The sequence below is a fragment of the Kitasatospora sp. NPDC127067 genome (assembly GCF_042724755.1).
GTDB classification, from domain to species: Bacteria; Actinomycetota; Actinomycetes; order Streptomycetales; family Streptomycetaceae; genus Kitasatospora; species Kitasatospora lactacystinica.
On record NZ_JBHXEM010000045.1, the window covers coordinates 45,475 to 60,303 of the forward strand.

Annotated in this window: 14 protein-coding genes and 2 pseudogenes; 5 read left to right on the forward strand and 11 right to left on the reverse strand. The window is 71.7% G+C overall.

Annotated features, from left to right (window positions below; all coding sequences use genetic code 11):
• Positions 1-22 precede the first annotated feature (22 nt).
• Both coaE and ACFWJ4_RS19610 read right to left on the reverse strand, forming a co-directional pair.
• Positions 23-622, reverse strand: coding sequence for a dephospho-CoA kinase (gene coaE / locus ACFWJ4_RS19605; protein WP_380545526.1), 600 nt, complete (start codon positions 620-622; stop codon positions 23-25).
• A gap of 61 nt (positions 623-683) precedes the next feature.
• Positions 684-1,325, reverse strand: a complete 642-nt coding sequence (locus ACFWJ4_RS19610; RefSeq protein ID WP_380545528.1) for an MBL fold metallo-hydrolase — start codon at positions 1,323-1,325, stop codon at positions 684-686.
• Positions 1,326-1,387: 62 nt separating this feature from the next.
• Between ACFWJ4_RS19610 and ACFWJ4_RS19615 the strand changes: the two genes are divergently transcribed.
• Complete coding sequence (locus ACFWJ4_RS19615; RefSeq protein WP_380545530.1) at positions 1,388-1,819, forward strand: MarR family winged helix-turn-helix transcriptional regulator; 432 nt, start codon at positions 1,388-1,390, stop codon at positions 1,817-1,819.
• Here ACFWJ4_RS19615 and ACFWJ4_RS19620 read toward each other — a convergent pair.
• On the reverse strand, positions 1,802-4,156 hold the full coding sequence (locus ACFWJ4_RS19620; protein ID WP_380545532.1) for an MMPL family transporter: 2,355 nt from the start codon (positions 4,154-4,156) through the stop codon (positions 1,802-1,804). The two genes, ACFWJ4_RS19615 and ACFWJ4_RS19620, sit on opposite strands and share 18 nt — an antisense overlap.
• Before the next feature lie 209 nt (positions 4,157-4,365).
• The gene (gene rpsA / locus ACFWJ4_RS19625) at positions 4,366-5,856 is read right to left on the reverse strand and encodes a 30S ribosomal protein S1 (protein ID WP_316520647.1); all 1,491 of its coding nucleotides are present in this window, start codon (positions 5,854-5,856) and stop codon (positions 4,366-4,368) included.
• Positions 5,857-6,269: 413 nt separating this feature from the next.
• Between rpsA and ACFWJ4_RS19630 the strand changes: the two genes are divergently transcribed.
• Both ACFWJ4_RS19630 and hrpB read left to right on the forward strand, forming a co-directional pair.
• Complete coding sequence (locus ACFWJ4_RS19630; RefSeq protein ID WP_380545534.1) at positions 6,270-7,148, forward strand: class I SAM-dependent methyltransferase; 879 nt, start codon at positions 6,270-6,272, stop codon at positions 7,146-7,148.
• 8 nt (positions 7,149-7,156) lie between these two features.
• The gene (gene hrpB, locus ACFWJ4_RS19635) at positions 7,157-9,667 is read left to right on the forward strand and encodes an ATP-dependent helicase HrpB (protein ID WP_380545536.1); all 2,511 of its coding nucleotides are present in this window, start codon (positions 7,157-7,159) and stop codon (positions 9,665-9,667) included.
• A gap of 130 nt (positions 9,668-9,797) precedes the next feature.
• Here the strand turns inward: hrpB and ACFWJ4_RS19640 are convergent, their stop codons facing one another.
• Entirely contained in the window at positions 9,798-10,454 is a 657-nt protein-coding gene (locus tag ACFWJ4_RS19640) for a hypothetical protein (protein WP_380545538.1), read from the reverse strand.
• A gap of 216 nt (positions 10,455-10,670) precedes the next feature.
• On the opposite strand from ACFWJ4_RS19640, the pseudogene ACFWJ4_RS19645 reads away from it, so the two are divergent.
• Positions 10,671-10,856, forward strand: a pseudogene (locus tag ACFWJ4_RS19645) (IS630 family transposase); the annotation flags it as partial.
• A 60-nt stretch (positions 10,857-10,916) separates the two neighbouring features.
• Here the strand turns inward: ACFWJ4_RS19645 and ACFWJ4_RS19650 are convergent.
• From ACFWJ4_RS19650 to ACFWJ4_RS19675, 6 genes and pseudogenes are all read right to left on the reverse strand, one after another.
• Positions 10,917-11,294: a nuclear transport factor 2 family protein gene (locus ACFWJ4_RS19650; RefSeq protein ID WP_380545540.1), complete on the reverse strand. Its 378-nt coding sequence runs from the start codon at positions 11,292-11,294 to the stop codon at positions 10,917-10,919.
• A gap of 84 nt (positions 11,295-11,378) precedes the next feature.
• Positions 11,379-11,846: an NUDIX hydrolase gene (locus ACFWJ4_RS19655; protein ID WP_380545542.1), complete on the reverse strand. Its 468-nt coding sequence runs from the start codon at positions 11,844-11,846 to the stop codon at positions 11,379-11,381.
• Positions 11,833-12,105, reverse strand: a complete 273-nt coding sequence (locus tag ACFWJ4_RS19660; protein ID WP_380545544.1) for a DUF397 domain-containing protein — start codon at positions 12,103-12,105, stop codon at positions 11,833-11,835. Before ACFWJ4_RS19660 ends, ACFWJ4_RS19655 begins: the two co-directional genes overlap by 14 nt.
• A gap of 18 nt (positions 12,106-12,123) precedes the next feature.
• A complete protein-coding gene (locus ACFWJ4_RS19665) occupies positions 12,124-12,324 on the reverse strand; it encodes a DUF397 domain-containing protein (protein WP_380545546.1) in 201 nt (66 codons plus the stop codon).
• Positions 12,317-12,898 (reverse strand): DUF5753 domain-containing protein, encoded by a 582-nt coding sequence (locus ACFWJ4_RS19670; protein WP_380545548.1) that lies wholly within the window; start codon positions 12,896-12,898, stop codon positions 12,317-12,319. The genes ACFWJ4_RS19665 and ACFWJ4_RS19670 overlap by 8 nt, the downstream gene beginning before the upstream one ends.
• A gap of 51 nt (positions 12,899-12,949) precedes the next feature.
• Positions 12,950-13,081, reverse strand: a pseudogene (locus tag ACFWJ4_RS19675) (helix-turn-helix domain-containing protein); the annotation flags it as partial.
• Positions 13,082-13,443: 362 nt separating this feature from the next.
• Here ACFWJ4_RS19675 and ACFWJ4_RS19680 point away from each other — a divergent pair.
• Positions 13,444-14,526, forward strand: coding sequence for a HEAT repeat domain-containing protein (locus tag ACFWJ4_RS19680; protein ID WP_380545550.1), 1,083 nt, complete (start codon positions 13,444-13,446; stop codon positions 14,524-14,526).
• Positions 14,527-14,829: the final 303 nt, after the last annotated feature.

The window sequence follows — 14,829 nt, forward strand, 5'->3', positions numbered from 1 at the left end:
TGCCGCCCTGCCCGGCCTGGCGTCAGACCATCGCGCGCCGCGCCAGCTCCGCCCAGACCTCGTCCACCCGCGCCTCCAGCTCCGCCAGGCCGCCGCTGTTGTCGATCACCAGGTCCGCGATCGCCAACCGGTCCTCCCGCGAGGCCTGCGCGGCCATCCGGGCCCGGGCCTCCTCCTCGGCCATCCCGCGCAACCGCACCAGCCGGTCCAGCCGTACCTCGTCGGCCGCGTCCACCACCACGACCAGGTCGTACAACGGCGCCAGGCCGTTCTCGGCCAGCAGCGGCACGTCGTGCACCACGGCCGCGTCCGGCGCGGCCGCCGCCTCCAGCTCGGCGGAGCGGGCCCGCACCAGCGGGTGGACGATCGCGTTCAGCGCCTTCAGCCGCTCCGGGTCGGCGAACACGACCGCCCCGAGCGCCGGACGGTCCAGCGCGCCGTCCTCCCGCAGCACCTGCGGTCCGAACTCGGCGACCACGGCCGCCAGACCGTCCGTTCCGGGGGCGACCACCTCGCGGGCGATCACGTCCGAGTCCACGATCACCGCGCCGCGCGCGGCGAACAGCCGGGACACCTCGCTCTTGCCCGCGCCGATGCCACCCGTCAGTCCGATCTTCAGCATGGCGTCAGGCTACCGGCGCGGCACCGGGCCCGTCAGTACGGGCCGCCGCCGAGGAGCACCGTCAGCCCAGCTCCAGGCTCTCGCCCTCCCCCAGCACCGTCAGCTCCGCGCCCGTGCCCGGCCCCTGCGGCCCGACCAGCCGGGTCTGCACCGCGAACCCGATCGGGCTGAGCACCGCCTCGTGCACCGGCACCGCCTGGCGCGGCCCGGCCTCCCGGACGTAGTCGATCACCTCGGAGGCCTTGCTCCAGGGCGCCGCGAGCGGCAGCAGCAGGGTGTCCACGGCGTGCGGCGGCACGGTGAACGCGTCACCGGGGTGGAACAGCCGGCCGTCGAAGAGGAAGCCGATGTTCTGCACCCGCGGGATGTCCGGGTGGATCTCCGCGTGCCACTCGCCGTGCACCGAGACGCCCAGCCCGCCGATCTCGAAGGCGTCGCCCTCGCCGACCGCCTCGATCCGCTGCGCCACGCCGTCCAGCTGGGCGGCGACGGCCCGGTTGGTCCACACCCGCAGGGCCGGGTCGGCCTCCAGCGCGGCGCGCAGCCGGGACTCCTCGAAGTGGTCCATGTGCTCGTGGGTGATCAGGACGGCGTCCGCCCCGGCCAGTGCGGCGGGGTCGGTGAACGATCCCGGATCGACGACGACGGTGGTGCCGCCGTGCTCGACGCGTACGCAGGCGTGTCCGAACTTGGTGATTCGCATGGCAAAAACCATACAGCAATGCTGTACAGCCTTGCTGTATGAATTGCCGATAGACTTCTCCCATGCCCAGCGAAGCCCCGCACCCGGACACCCTGGAACTCGCCGCCGACCTGCGCGCCGCCCTCGGCACCCTGGTCCGCTCCCTGCGCACCGACGACGAACTGCCGCAGAACCAGGCCGCCGTCCTCGGCCTGCTGGTCCGCGACGAGCTCTCCTGCACCGTCGCCGAACTCGCCGCGCTCCAGCGGGTCCGCCACCAGTCGATGGCCCGCACCGTCGCGCTGATGACCGAGGCCGGGCTGGTCACCCAGCAGCCCCACCCCACCGACGGCCGCAAACTGCTGGTCGCCGCCACCGAGGCCGGCCGCGACGCGCTGCTCGACCAGCGTGCGCGCCGCGAACACCGGATCGCCACCGCCATCGAGTCCCGCCTCGACCCCGCCGAACAGGACCGGCTCCGCTCGGCGGTCGACCTGCTACGCCGGCTGGGCTGAACCCACCAGGCCCTTGGGCACACCGCCCCCGGCCGCACCGCCCCCGGGCCCGACAACCTCGGATCCGGCACTCTCGGACCCGACCCCGACCCCGACGCCCTCCGACCCGACGCTCTCCGACCCGGTCCCGGCGCGCGGCACCGGGAGCACCGCCGGCTCGATCTCCGGCAGGTCGACGTGCTCGCTCAGCCCGAACCGTCGGTGCAGCCGCCGCAGCGGGCCGGGCGCCCACCAGTTGAACTCGCCGAACAGACTCATCGCGGCGGGCACCAGCAGGCAGCGCACCAGGGTGGCGTCCACCGCGACGGCGACGGCCAGCGCGATGCCCATCTGCTTGACCATCAGCATGTCCCCGAGCGCGAACCCGGCGAAGACGATCACCATCAGCAGCGCCGCCGAGGTGATGATCCGACCGCTGCGCTGCACGCCCAGCTCCACCGCCCGGACGCAGTCGTGCCCGCGCAGGGTCAGCTCCCTGATCCGGGCGAGCAGGAACACCTCGTAGTCCATCGACAGCCCGAAGGCGAAGGCGAAGACCAGGACCGGAATGAAGGTCTCCAGCCCGCCGGTCGGGCTGAACCCGAGCAGCCCGCTGAACCAGCCGTCCTGGAACACCAGGGTGAGCGCGCCGAGCGAGGCGCCCAGCGAGAGCAGGTTCATCAGCAGCGCCTTGACCGGCATCACCACCGAGCCGGTCATCAGGAAGAGCAGCACCAGGGTGCCGACCGCGACCAGCCCGAGCGCCCACGGTCCGCGCGAGAGCAGCTCGTCCTGGAAGTCCACCACCGAGGCCGCGCCGCCGGTGACGTAGGTGGTCAGCCCGCCGCGGTCGGCCCGCAGCTCCTCCACCGCCTGCTTGGCCTGCCCGCCCTGCGGGTCCCCGTGCACCAGCACGTCGATCGTGGAGACCGCGTCGCCCACCGGCGACACCGCCCGCACCCCGCTCACCCCGGGCAGCTTGGCGACCACGTCGTCCGCGTACGCCTGCGCCACCGACGCCCCGCCCTCGACCACCACGGTGATCGGCGCGGCCGAGGCCTGCGGGAAGCGCTGGTCGATCGTCTCGGCGACCTGCCGCCCGGCCGAGGAGGCGGGCAGCACCGCGGCGCCGGAGCTGCGCATGTCGGCGTGGAGGAACGGCGCGCCGGCCGCCATCAGCAGCGCCACCGAGGCGAGGGTGACCGCCACCGCCCGCTTGCGCACCCGGCGCACGGTCCGGCTGAAGAACCCCTCGTCCGCCACGGGCGCGGCGGGTGTCTTGATCCGCGCGCCGGCGAAGCCGAGCAGTGCGGGGATCAGGGTCAGCGCGGCGGCGACGGCGATCACCACCACGCTCACCCCGGCGGCCGCCACCGCGCCGAGCACCGGGCTGGTGAAGACGAAGAGTCCGGAGAGCGCGACGGCGACGGTCAGCCCGGAGAAGGCCACGGTGCGTCCGGCGGTCGCCGCGGTCCGTTCGACGGCGGCGGCGATGTCCGCGCCGTGGCCGCGTTCCTCGCGGAAACGATTCACCATGAGCAGCGCGTAGTCGATCGAGAGCCCGAGCCCCAGCACCGTGGCGATCGGCAGCACGCTGGTGTCGATGTCCATGATCCGGCTGAAACCGAACATGGCCAGCAGCGCGCCGCCCACCGAGGCGACCGCCCCGATCACCGGCAGCGAGGCCGCCGCCAGCCCGCCGAAGACCAGCACCATGACGATCAGCGTGAGCGGCAGCGTCACCATCTCGCCGAACCGGGTGTCCTTCTCGGTCTGCTGCTTGACCTCCTGCTGCAGCACCAGGTCCCCGCCGACCGTGACGTGGGCGCCGCCCGCCCCGTTCAGCGCGCCGAGCCGCTCGGTGACGGCGTCGGTCTGGGCGGTGCTCGCGGCGTCGGCCATCCGCACGGTGACCAGGCTCGCCGTCCCGTCGGCGGAGCGCAGCGCGGCGGGCGCCGGGCCGGAGCCGTACGCGTCGAGCGCGGAGGAGACCCCGGGCAGGGCGGCGATCTCGGCGGTGGCCTTCTCGACCGCGGCCTTCACCGCCGGATCGTCCACCGGCCTGCCGTCCACCACGGCGGTCACGGTGCCCTTGGCCGGGTCGGCCGCGGCGACCACCGCACTGCCCCGGTCGGCCTCGGCGCTGGCGGAGGAGGCCCCGGCCACCGAGCCCTCGAAGACGCGTCCCCCGATCAGGACCCCGACCACCAGGACGACGGCCCACAGGCCGAGCACCCAGCGACGGTGGCGGAAGCAGAACCGGCCGAGGGCCGCGAGCCGGCCGCCGACCACGGCGGTGGGGGCGGAGGCAGAGGCGGGGGCGGCGGAGGCGGGGGTGGCGAAAAAGGGGTTTCGCATGAAGGAGCCTTTCGGGCAGCTCCCCTCAATCTAGGTGCAACCCGAACTCCGGCCTATAGATGGGTAATGAGCCTCATCTCACACTTTCCTTCACATAAAACACAAATAAGTCAGAGCGTGATAAGTCATGGCGAAAAACGAAATGGGCCCCACCCGGAAATCCGGGTGGGGCCCACCGTCTAGCTATCGGCTAGCGGGAAGCGAGAGCCTCAGCTCTGGCCACCGGCCAGCTTCTCGCGCAGGGCGGCCAGGGCCTCGTCGGAGGCCAGGGCGCCCGAGCCCTCGTCGCTGCTGGACGAGTAGGAACCACCGGCGGCAGCGGCGACGGCGTCGCCACCCTCCTCGGCGGCCTGGGCGTCGGCCTCGCGGCTCTTGATGACCTGGGCCTGGTGCTGCTCGAAGCGGGTCTGCGCCTCGGCGTACTGGCGCTCCCACTCCTCGCGCTGCTTCTCGAAGCCGGGCAGCCAGTCGTTCGCCTCGGGGTCGAAGCCCTCCGGGTAGATGTAGTTGCCCTGGTCGTCGTACGAGGCGGCCATGCCGTACAGGGTCGGGTCGAACTCGACCTCGGCCGGGTTGGCACCCAGGGCCTCGTTGGCCTGCTTCAGCGACAGGCTGATGCGACGACGCTCGAGGTCGATGTCGATGACCTTGACGAAGATCTCGTCGCCGACCTGGACGACCTGCTCCGGGATCTCGACGTGGCGCTCGGCCAGCTCGGAGATGTGGACCAGACCCTCGATGCCCTCGTCCACGCGGACGAACGCACCGAACGGAACCAGCTTGGTGACCTTACCCGGGACGACCTGACCGATCTGGTGGGTCCGGGCGAACTGCTGCCACGGGTCCTCCTGGGTCGCCTTCAGCGACAGGGAGACGCGCTCGCGGTCCATGTCGACGTCGAGAACCTCGACGGTGACCTCCTGGCCGACCTCGACAACCTCGGACGGGTGGTCGATGTGCTTCCAGGACAGCTCGGAGACGTGCACCAGGCCGTCGACGCCACCCAGGTCCACGAAGGCACCGAAGTTGACGATCGAGGAGACGACGCCGGAGCGCACCTGGCCCTTCTGCAGGGTGGTGAGGAAGGTCTGGCGGACCTCGCTCTGGGTCTGCTCCAGCCAGGCACGGCGGGACAGGACCACGTTGTTGCGGTTCTTGTCCAGCTCGATGATCTTGGCCTCGAGCTCCTTGCCCACGTAGGGCTGGAGGTCGCGGACGCGACGCATCTCGACCAGCGAGGCGGGGAGGAAGCCCCGGAGGCCGATGTCGAGGATGAGACCACCCTTGACGACCTCGATGACGGTACCGGTGACGATGCCGTCCTCTTCCTTGATCTTCTCGATCGTGCCCCAGGCACGCTCGTACTGAGCGCGCTTCTTGGACAGGATGAGACGACCCTCCTTGTCCTCCTTCTGGAGAACCAGGGCCTCGATGTTGTCACCGACGGCGACGACCTCGTGCGGGTCAACGTCGTGCTTGATCGAGAGCTCGCGGGACGGGATGACGCCCTCGGTCTTGTAGCCGATGTCGAGGAGAACCTCGTCACGGTCGACCTTCACGATGACGCCCTCGACGATGTCGCCATCGTTGAAGTACTTGATGGTCTCGTCGATGGCGGCGAGGAAGGCCTCCGCGTCGCCGATGTCGTTGACCGCGACCTGCGGGGTGGTGCTGAGGGAGGAGTCGGTGGGGCTCGTCATTAGGAAAAGGGCTCCGGTACGGACATGAAAGTCGTAGGTAATGCCACGCGGAGGGCCCGTATCGCTCCCACCGAAAGCCGGACAGCCAAGAACACGGCACACCGGGATTCCCGTACAACGAGAACCGGCGTCCGTCTTGCGACCGTGGGGTCTTCGACAGATGCGAGCGCGACCTGCTCCGTCCGAGGCGCGCAGGCCCGCAGCGCAACTTGTAGCATACGGGGACGGCCAGGCACGGTCAATGCCGAAGGACGGCAAGACGGTGGAGCCCGGTACGGATCAGGCCATATCCTCCGAATGCGCGCCTTGCGGCGACACACGAAGGGGCCACGTCCCCGGATGCCACCGCCAGGATCCGGACCCTGACGGGCCGGTTCGCGGCAGCGGCGCTTCCGCATTCCATACCCTACGCGATGGGCATTGTCACCGTGGCCACCACCCCCCAGTCGGACCTGCACGATCTTGACACCTCCCCCGCGCGGGCCGAGGAGGAGGACGGCGACGACGCGATCCGCCGCGAGGCCGGCACCGGGGAGAGCAGCCGCGCCAGCCGGCACTGGTGGGACCGCAACGCCGACGAGTACCAGGACGAACACGGCGAGTTCCTCGGCGACGACCGCTTCACCTGGTGCCCCGAAGGCCTGGACGAGGCCGACGCCCGGCTGCTCGGCGAGGTGGCCGGCCGGGACGTCCTGGAGATCGGCGCCGGCGCCGCCCAGTGCTCCCGCTGGCTCGCCGCCCGGGGCGCCCGGCCGGTCGCCCTGGACATCTCCTACCGCCAGCTCCAGCACTCCCGCCGGATCGACCTCGGCCGCGGCACCGACCCCGTCGCCGTCGTCCAGGCCGACGCCGCCGTCCTGCCCTTCGCCGACGCCTCCTTCGACCTCGCCTGCTCCGCCTACGGCGCCGTCCCGTTCAGCGCCGACACCACCGCGCTGATGCGCGAGGTCCACCGGGTGCTGCGGCCCGGCGGGCGCTGGGTGTTCTCGGTGACCCACCCGATCCGCTGGGCCTTCCCGGACGAGCCCGGCGTCGAGGGCCTCACCGCGGTGTCCTCCTACTTCGACCGCACCCCCTACGTCGAACAGGACGAACAGGGCCGCGCCACCTACGTCGAACACCACCGCACCCTCGGCGACCGGGTCCGCGAACTCGTCACCGCCGGCTTCCGGCTGGTGGACCTGGTCGAGCCCGAGTGGCCGGCCGGACTGGAACAGGAGTGGGGCGGCTGGTCCCCGCTGCGCGGGCGGCTGATCCCCGGCACGGCGATCTTCGTCACCGAGCGGGGCTGAGCCCCTCCATGAACCCGGCCTGGCGCGAACTGCCCGTCCGCACCGCCCTGCCCGCCCTGCACCGCGCGTTGGACGAACACGGCACCGCCGTCCTCGCCGCACCGCCCGGCACCGGCAAGACCACCCTGGTGCCGCTCGCCCTGGCCGGACTGCTCGATCCGGGCGGTCCGGTGCGCCGGGTGCTGGTCGCCGAGCCCCGCCGGCTCGCGGTACGGGCGGCCGCCCGGCGGATGGCCTGGCTGCTCGGCGAACCGGTCGGCGGCCGGATCGGCCACACCGTGCGCGGCGAGCGCACGGCGGGCCCGGACACCGTGGTCGAGGTGGTCACCACCGGCGTGCTGCTGCAACGGCTCCAGCGCGACCAGGAACTGCCCGGCGTGGACGTGGTGGTGCTCGACGAATGCCACGAACGGCACCTGGACGCCGACACCGCGCTCGCCTTCCTGCTCGACGTCCGGGCGGCGCTGCGGCCCGAACTGCGGCTGGTCTGCGCCTCGGCCACCTCCGACACCGAGGCCTGGGCCGAACTGCTCGGCGGCGCGCCCGTGGTGGAGGCGCACGGGACGTCCCACCCGGTCGAGGTGGTCTGGGCCCCGCCGCCCCGCGCCGTCCGGCCCGCCCACGGCACCCGGGTGGACCCGGCCCTGCTCGACCACGTCGCCTCGACCGTCCGGCGGGCCCTGAACGAGCGCGACGGCGACGTGCTCTGCTTCCTGCCCGGCGTCGGCGAGATCGCCCGGGTCGCCGGGCAACTGGGCGGCGTCACCGCCGAGGTGCTGCAACTGCACGGCCGCGCCCCGCAAGCCGTACAGGACGCCGCCCTCACCCCGTCCCCCTCACGGCGGGTCGTCCTCACCACCGCCGTCGCCGAGTCCAGCCTCACCGTGCCGGGCGTACGGGTCGTGGTGGACGCCGGACTGGCCCGCGAACCCCGCACCGACCACGCCCGCGGCCTGGCCGGGCTGGTCACCGTCCGGGCCTCCCTCGCCGCCGCCCGCCAACGCGCCGGCCGCGCCGGCCGCGAAGCCCCCGGCACCGTCTACCGCTGCTGGAACGAGGCCGAGGACGCCCTCGCCGCCCGCTTCCCCACCCCCGAGATCGCGCTCGCCGACCTCACCCCCTTCGCCCTCCAGGCCGCCTGCTGGGGCGACCCGGACGCCACCGGCCTCGCCCTTCCCGACGCCCCGCCCGCCGGGGCGATGGCCGCCGCCCGACAGACCCTCCAGGCCCTCGGCGCCGTCTCCTCGGACGGGCGGGCCACGGCCCGCGGCGTCCGGCTCGCCCGCACCGGGCTGCACCCCCGGCTCGGCCGCGCCCTGGTCGACGGCGCAGCGGCGGTCGGTGCGCGGCGGGCCGCCGAGGTGGTCGCACTGCTCTCCGAAGAACCGCCCAGGGCGCTCGGCGACGACCTCGGCGCGGTCTGGCGGACTGTTCGCTCCTCCCGAGACCCCTACGCGGGCCGCTGGCGCGACGAGGTCCGCCGCCTCCTGCGCGGCGCCGGCTCCGAGCCCGCCACCCAGCTCTCCGACAGCGCCGCCGCCGGCCTCGTCGTCGCCCTCGCCTTCCCCGAACGCATCGCCCGCGCCCGGGTCGACAAGCCCGCCCCCGGCGAGCGCAGCCCGTACCTGATGGCCTCCGGCACGGCCGCCGAACTCGCCCCCGGCACCACGCTCGGCGCCGTGCCCTGGCTCGCCGTCGCGGTCGCCGACCGCCCGGCGGGCTCGCACTCCGCCCGGGTGCTGCACGCCGCCGCGCTGGACGAGGACACTGCTCTGGTCGCGGGTGCGGCGCTGCTGACCGCTCGTGAGGAGGTCCACTGGGACACCCGGCGCGGTGAGGTCGTCTCCCGCCGGGTCGAGTCGCTGGGCGCCATCGAGCTCGCGGAGAAGCCCCTCAACCGCCCCGACTCTTCGCTCGTCCGGTCGGCGCTCCTCGAAGGCCTGGCCCGCGAGGGCGTCAGCACGCTGTTGAGCTTCCCGTCCAACCTGCGCGAGCGCCTCGCGTTCCTCCACGCCGCCCTCGGTGAGCCCTGGCCGGACGTCAGCGACGAGGCGCTGCTGGAACGCGCGGAGGAGTGGCTGGAGCCCGAACTCTCCCGCGCCCGCCGCCGCTCCGACCTGGCGAGGATCGATACGACGGCCGCCCTGCAACGCCTCCTCCCCTGGGCCACCGGCGAGGCCGGCCGCCTCGACGAACTCGCCCCCGAACGCATCACCGTGCCGTCCGGCTCGAAGATACGAGTCGACTACACCACCGAACGCCCGGTGCTAGCGGTCAAGTTGCAGGAACTCTTCGGCTGGACCAAGGCTCCCATCCTGGCCGGAGGACGCGTTCCGCTGACCATCCACCTGCTCTCCCCCGCCGGCCGTCCTGCCGCCGTCACCGGTGATTTGGAGAGCTTCTGGCGCGAGGGCTACCGCGCCGTGCGAGCCGATCTCAGAGGCCGCTACCCCCGCCACCCCTGGCCCGAAGACCCGACCACAGCCGAACCCACCCGCCGCACCAACACCCGGAAGTAGCAACGGAAGACCCCACTACCCATCTGCCGGTAGTGGGGTCTCGGGCAACTCGCACGCTCGGCCTACTGGGTTGAACTCGCGATGCCGGGCCCCGACATCCGCCGGATCGCAGTCGGAGCCGGGGCACCGCTCAGCAGCAGGAATCCGGGCTGTCGGTCATCAGGCCCATTGCGGCGAGCACCTCGGCATGGCCGAGGAAGTGCAAGGCGACTTCCAAGCCGCCGTAGCCTCCTTCGTAGGCAGCCATACCAATCGAGGACACGGCCCCGCCGCCTCCTGTATGACCCGGCTCAAGCCCGTGCAGGGTGCAGAGCCGCTCGTGTGCCGCAGAAAGGTACGCAGCCCAGTCGTCGTAGTCCGCGAGGTCCAGGCCGCTCAGTCGGCCCAGCCAGGCATCGACATGAGCCCGCAGAACAACCTCCGGCTCGCGGAAGTCGTGCACCCATCCACACCGCTGCCCGACGCTTTCGTCCGCTCGCAGAATCGGATGGAAGACCTCCAGCCACGCGTCGGCCGCTCCGACGTGGCTCTCGCACACGGTCACCGTCACCGCCGGGCCCGGACCGGCGACAGCATCCTCAGCGGACTCGAACCCATCGACAACGACCACCGGGGCCTCATCGCAACGATGAATAGCCCGCAAGACCTCATTCACTCGCAACCCCCTGACCGAACCAGTAAGCCGCGCAAGGCTAGAGCACTCGCTCGCCATGTCGACGTCATCGAGCAAGACCTCGACCCACGGACCCCCGAATACCTGCCGCCGCCCGAGCACCTCCCAATCCACGGGGAGCCTCCCTCAAACGCACAGCAGTTGCGCAGCCGAACAGCGAGCGGTGGCCAGTGCTGTGACCGCGTAGGTTCGCCGGGTTGGTGGTCGTGACGGTTGGATGTGCGGTGGCGTCCATTCGACCGCTGGAGGCGCCGGCCGTCCCCGCCCGCTCACCCCTGACGACGAGGACTTCGTCACCCTGACGGCCACCACCCGCCCCACCAGGCTCGGCCAGCCCCGCTGCGGCAGTTCACCCTGGCCAACTCCCACCACCGCAGCCACCCCACGCAAACCCCGGCACTGCACCGCTACCTGCGCTGGCGCAACGCCAACGCCCGCCACCCCGACGTACTTGCCGCCCAACGCAAGGAACGCGCCCGCATCCGCAGCGAGAAGGGCATCCGCTGGGGCGGACGCCCTTCTCAACGCCGCAGCCCGACCGACCGCGAACCGCAGCCCCGGAGTGCCGAGGGCGACTCAGGGGGCGGACGGCTCGATCTCCCCCGCAAAGACGATGACCTGGTCGATGAGGCTCCGCCGCAGATGGACGACGTCCGTTCCCGCCAGGCGGGGGCCGCCATCCGGAATGGTGAAGACCCACTGGTACCGGGCCCACTCGTCAGGCATGTCCACCGCTGAGCAGCGCGCCATCGTGCCGGTCCCCGCCGGGTGGCGCCGGATGTCCAGCACGAACTGCTCGACCGCCGCGATTCCTTCGCTGCGACCCAACGGCCCCCAGAAGACCACGTCCGAGGTCAGGGCCTGGGAGAGCAGGGCAGTCACATAGCTGTCGTCCGAGGCGTTGAATGCGGAGATGAACGTGTCGATCGCGGAGCGTGCCGTCTCTTCCTGCATGCCCCAGTCATACCAGCCGTTGCGCGTGCGCTCGTCCCGCGAACCGCCTTCCGATCACGGCGGACCATCCCGGTCACAGCACAACTAGCGCACCACGGGGATCGCCCCGGAGCGCCAGTCGGCCAGCCGCTTGCGGATGTTCGCCACCATCGGCAGCCCGTCCGTTTCGGCCGGGGTGAACCACGCCACCTCGTGGGACTCGTCGGACACCCGCAACTCCCCGCCGAGCGGGCGCCCGAGGAGGCAGATGGAGAACTCCTGGCGAACCTCGCCGTCGTCATAGGCGAAGACGTGGCGGGGGTCGGTGTAGGTGCCGACGATCCCGGTGATCTCGACCTCGATGCCGGTCTCCTCGCGCGTCTCGCGGATGCCGCACCCGGCGAGCGACTCCCCGATGTCCATCTTTCCGCCGGGCAGCGCCCACATCCCGTTGTCGGTGCGGCGCTGGAGCAGGACACGGCCCGCGCCGTCGACCACGACCACGGACGCGGCCGGGACCAACGAGTTCGCCTCGGGGGCGTTCGGGTCGTCCTGGTAGTCACGCCTGGACATGATCCGCCACCTCCGTTGCCCGGGTCGTCCACACCTCACGCCCGTTCGCCCACAAGTCTTCGACGTGACCGGCGAATCGGTCGAGCTCCCCGGAGCGGACGGCGGCAACGAAGCTCGACCAGGCGTCGACCGGGATGGCCGGAGCAGGGCCCTCGGGTTCCTTGGAGTCACGAACGGGGGCGATGCCAGGCATGCTGTCGGATACCTGCATGCACTGCTCGCCATTGCTGCTGCAGCTGCTCTTCCGCCAGGTCAACACAGCCGGCCCCTTGAAGTCCTATGCCGGAAAGTCGCCCTCACGGACGGCCGCAACGAAGGCCTCCCATGCGAGGGCCGAGAAGACGAGGGCCGGACCCTGCGGGTCCTTGGAATCGCGGACAGGGACCTGACCGGGGGACCCGGTTGCCACCTCAACGCATTGTCCCTGCTGGGCGCTGTACGAGCTCTTGTGCCAAGCGGCGCCATGTAGGTCAGCCATGATCAAAACCCTTCCGCACTTCTCGAATGAACTCGATGCTCGCTGCCCGGGACAACGCCTCAACCTGGAGGTGATCGTACTCACTGGCCCACCCCGCCAGTGTCTCCGGATCGCGTTCGAGGAAGCCCCGCTTCTGGGTCTCCCCGTAGCCAACCATGGCCCTGTTCGGCGTGGTCAGCAACGTAATTGGATGGGCAAACGGCCTGAGCTCGCCCAGTGAGAACGGGCTGACCTGAAGAAGGACGCGAGGCCGAGCCGCAAGAACCTCCAGGTGCCACAGCTGCTCGACCATGACTTCGCGACTACCGATGGACCGCCGCGACGCCCCTTCGTCTATGACTGCATGGATGAGCGGCGCGGGATCACCAGCGAGTACTCGCTGCCGGTGGAGCAGCAACTCGGTTCGCTCGTCGGCCTGCTGCTGCGTCGAGGCGCCCCGACCGACCAGTGCTCCCTGATACGCCCGAATATACGCGGGGGTCTGCAGGAGGCTCGGAATGATGTTGATCTCGAACAGCCGCATTGCCACGGCCTTCGACTCGTCGCGCAGATACTCCTCGAAGCCCTCGAACAAGATGCGCTGACCTGACTTGCCCCACTCCGCCAGGAACTGCTGCGCCGAGCCAAAGGCCTTGTCAAGTTCTGTTGCGATTCGTCTAGTTGCTTTCCTTCGGCCATTTTCAAGGGCCGAGATGTGCGACGACGTGCATCCAATCAGCCCGGCCAGGTGCTCCTGCGTCCAGCCCCGCTGCTCACGCGACGTGCGGAGACCTCACCCACTGCCGCACCCAAGCCACCCGCCCCTGAACCCCCGCCGCGCGCAGGAAGTCGGCCCCGCCGACTTCCTGCGCACCCCCAGCTTCGACGTCCCACTGCTTCAACCTTGTGCTCTGGACGAGTGGCTCGGCCTGCCGATGTTCTTCGTCAGCGACGACATGGACGCCCCAGCAGCACCGGGCGCAGCGAAGAAGCTGTGCTCGATCCCCTTTGCTCCACGGCAAGTTGGGCTCTCGGTCGGTCCCGGTCGCGTCCCGGGTTGCCGGCGCGCGCGTGGACCGGAGGCGCGGTCGGGCCGACAATTCCCGCGTGCACCCGCGGTTCGTGCACCAGAATGCCCGCATGGAAACGGACACCGTGGCGGAGCTGGTCACGCGGGCACTGGTGGCGGCGCGCGCCATCGCCGCCTCGGACGACCCGGACGACCACGACGGCTGGGCCGAGTACGTATCGCTGCTGTGGCGGGCGGCCTCCGCCGACGGGGCGGCGGCGCTGCAGCTCGGCCTGGAGCTGATCGCTTCGGCCGATCCGATCGAGCGCGGGGCGGGCTGCGACCTGTTGCGCGACACCAGCTATCACCACGAGGCGGTCCGCGCCGGGACGGCCACCGCGCTGGTCGCCCTCGCACAGCGGGAGAGCGAGGCCGGCGTGCTGCGGTCCCTGGCGCGTGCGATCGAGAAGACGTCCGACCCGCGCGCCGTCCCCGTCCTCGTCGCCCTCGCCGACCATCCTGACGCCGAGGTCCGTGAGGAGGTGGCCCGCTCGTTCGCGGAGGTCCTCACCGGCCTGCCGGACGGTCCGGACATCCGCGCCCTCGTCGGGCTGAGTCAGGACCCGGACCCGGAGGTCCGCAACTGGGCGACGTTCACCCTCGGCGTCCAGGCCGAGGTGGACAGCCCCGCGATCCGGGCCGCGCTCTGGGAGCGGACGGCCGACGAGCACGCCGACACCCGTACGGAGGCGATCCGCGGACTGGCCTGTCGGCACGACCCCCGCGCCGTCCCGTTCCTGGCCGAACTGCTCGACAACCCCGAGGGCGCACACCTTCTCACGTTCAGCGCGGCGCAGATCACGGATGTCCTCGAACCGCTGCCGGCCCTCCCGGAGTACGAGCCCGGCGACGACTGGGTCACCGACGCCGTGAACGCCTGCAACCCGGCTCGGCGGGCCCGCCTGGACGCCTTCGCCTGGGAGCTGGTCTGCACGCTCGACCGGCGCCGTCCCGACCTGGGCGCCGCCGTCTCCATGGAACGCTTCGGCTGGGGCCGTTCCCTCGGCGTCGACGCCGCCTTCGGGTCGTCGAGTTACGACATCGAGGCGCTGCTCGCCCGCGCGGACGGCGACCCCGCGCGCGCTGCCGAGCTGGTCACGGCCGACCTGCCGAGTACCCTGCCCGGTTCCCCTCCCGGCCCTCGGTCCCTGTGACCGAACGCGAGCAGTGACGAGTGGTGCTGACGATCCGCACCGGTCGGCGGCCCCGGTGGCGCACGCAGGAAGTCGGCCCCGCCGACTTCCTGCTCCCCAGCACCCCCGCCTCACCGGGGCGGGCCAATGAACGGTTCTGCGCAGCAGTGGAGTTGCCGGAAATGACCCCGGTGGTCCGTCTCGATCCCGGCACCGACCTGCACGGGGGTGGGGGGGGGGGGGCCCCCGGGGGGCCGCTGGGGCCCCCCCCGACAACGCGGCGAGGTGCGTGCCCCGGCGTCGCGCACCCGGCGGGAATTGTCA

What these genes read in the sequence shown, in the direction of transcription:
- rpsA (WP_316520647.1), bottom strand. Translation starts at nt 5,856, where the DNA reads ATGACGAGCCCCACCGACTCCTCCCTCAGCACCACCCCGCAGGTCGCG.
- ACFWJ4_RS19630 (WP_380545534.1), top strand. Translation starts at nt 6,270, where the DNA reads ATGGGCATTGTCACCGTGGCCACCACCCCCCAGTCGGACCTGCACGAT.
- ACFWJ4_RS19655 (WP_380545542.1), bottom strand. Translation starts at nt 11,846, where the DNA reads ATGTCCAGGCGTGACTACCAGGACGACCCGAACGCCCCCGAGGCGAAC.
- coaE (WP_380545526.1), bottom strand. Translation starts at nt 622, where the DNA reads ATGCTGAAGATCGGACTGACGGGTGGCATCGGCGCGGGCAAGAGCGAG.
- ACFWJ4_RS19615 (WP_380545530.1), top strand. Translation starts at nt 1,388, where the DNA reads ATGCCCAGCGAAGCCCCGCACCCGGACACCCTGGAACTCGCCGCCGAC.
- ACFWJ4_RS19680 (WP_380545550.1), top strand. Translation starts at nt 13,444, where the DNA reads ATGGAAACGGACACCGTGGCGGAGCTGGTCACGCGGGCACTGGTGGCG.
- ACFWJ4_RS19620 (WP_380545532.1), bottom strand. Translation starts at nt 4,156, where the DNA reads ATGCGAAACCCCTTTTTCGCCACCCCCGCCTCCGCCGCCCCCGCCTCT.
- hrpB (WP_380545536.1), top strand. Translation starts at nt 7,157, where the DNA reads ATGAACCCGGCCTGGCGCGAACTGCCCGTCCGCACCGCCCTGCCCGCC.
- ACFWJ4_RS19650 (WP_380545540.1), bottom strand. Translation starts at nt 11,294, where the DNA reads ATGCAGGAAGAGACGGCACGCTCCGCGATCGACACGTTCATCTCCGCA.
- ACFWJ4_RS19610 (WP_380545528.1), bottom strand. Translation starts at nt 1,325, where the DNA reads ATGCGAATCACCAAGTTCGGACACGCCTGCGTACGCGTCGAGCACGGC.
- ACFWJ4_RS19665 (WP_380545546.1), bottom strand. Translation starts at nt 12,324, where the DNA reads ATGGCTGACCTACATGGCGCCGCTTGGCACAAGAGCTCGTACAGCGCC.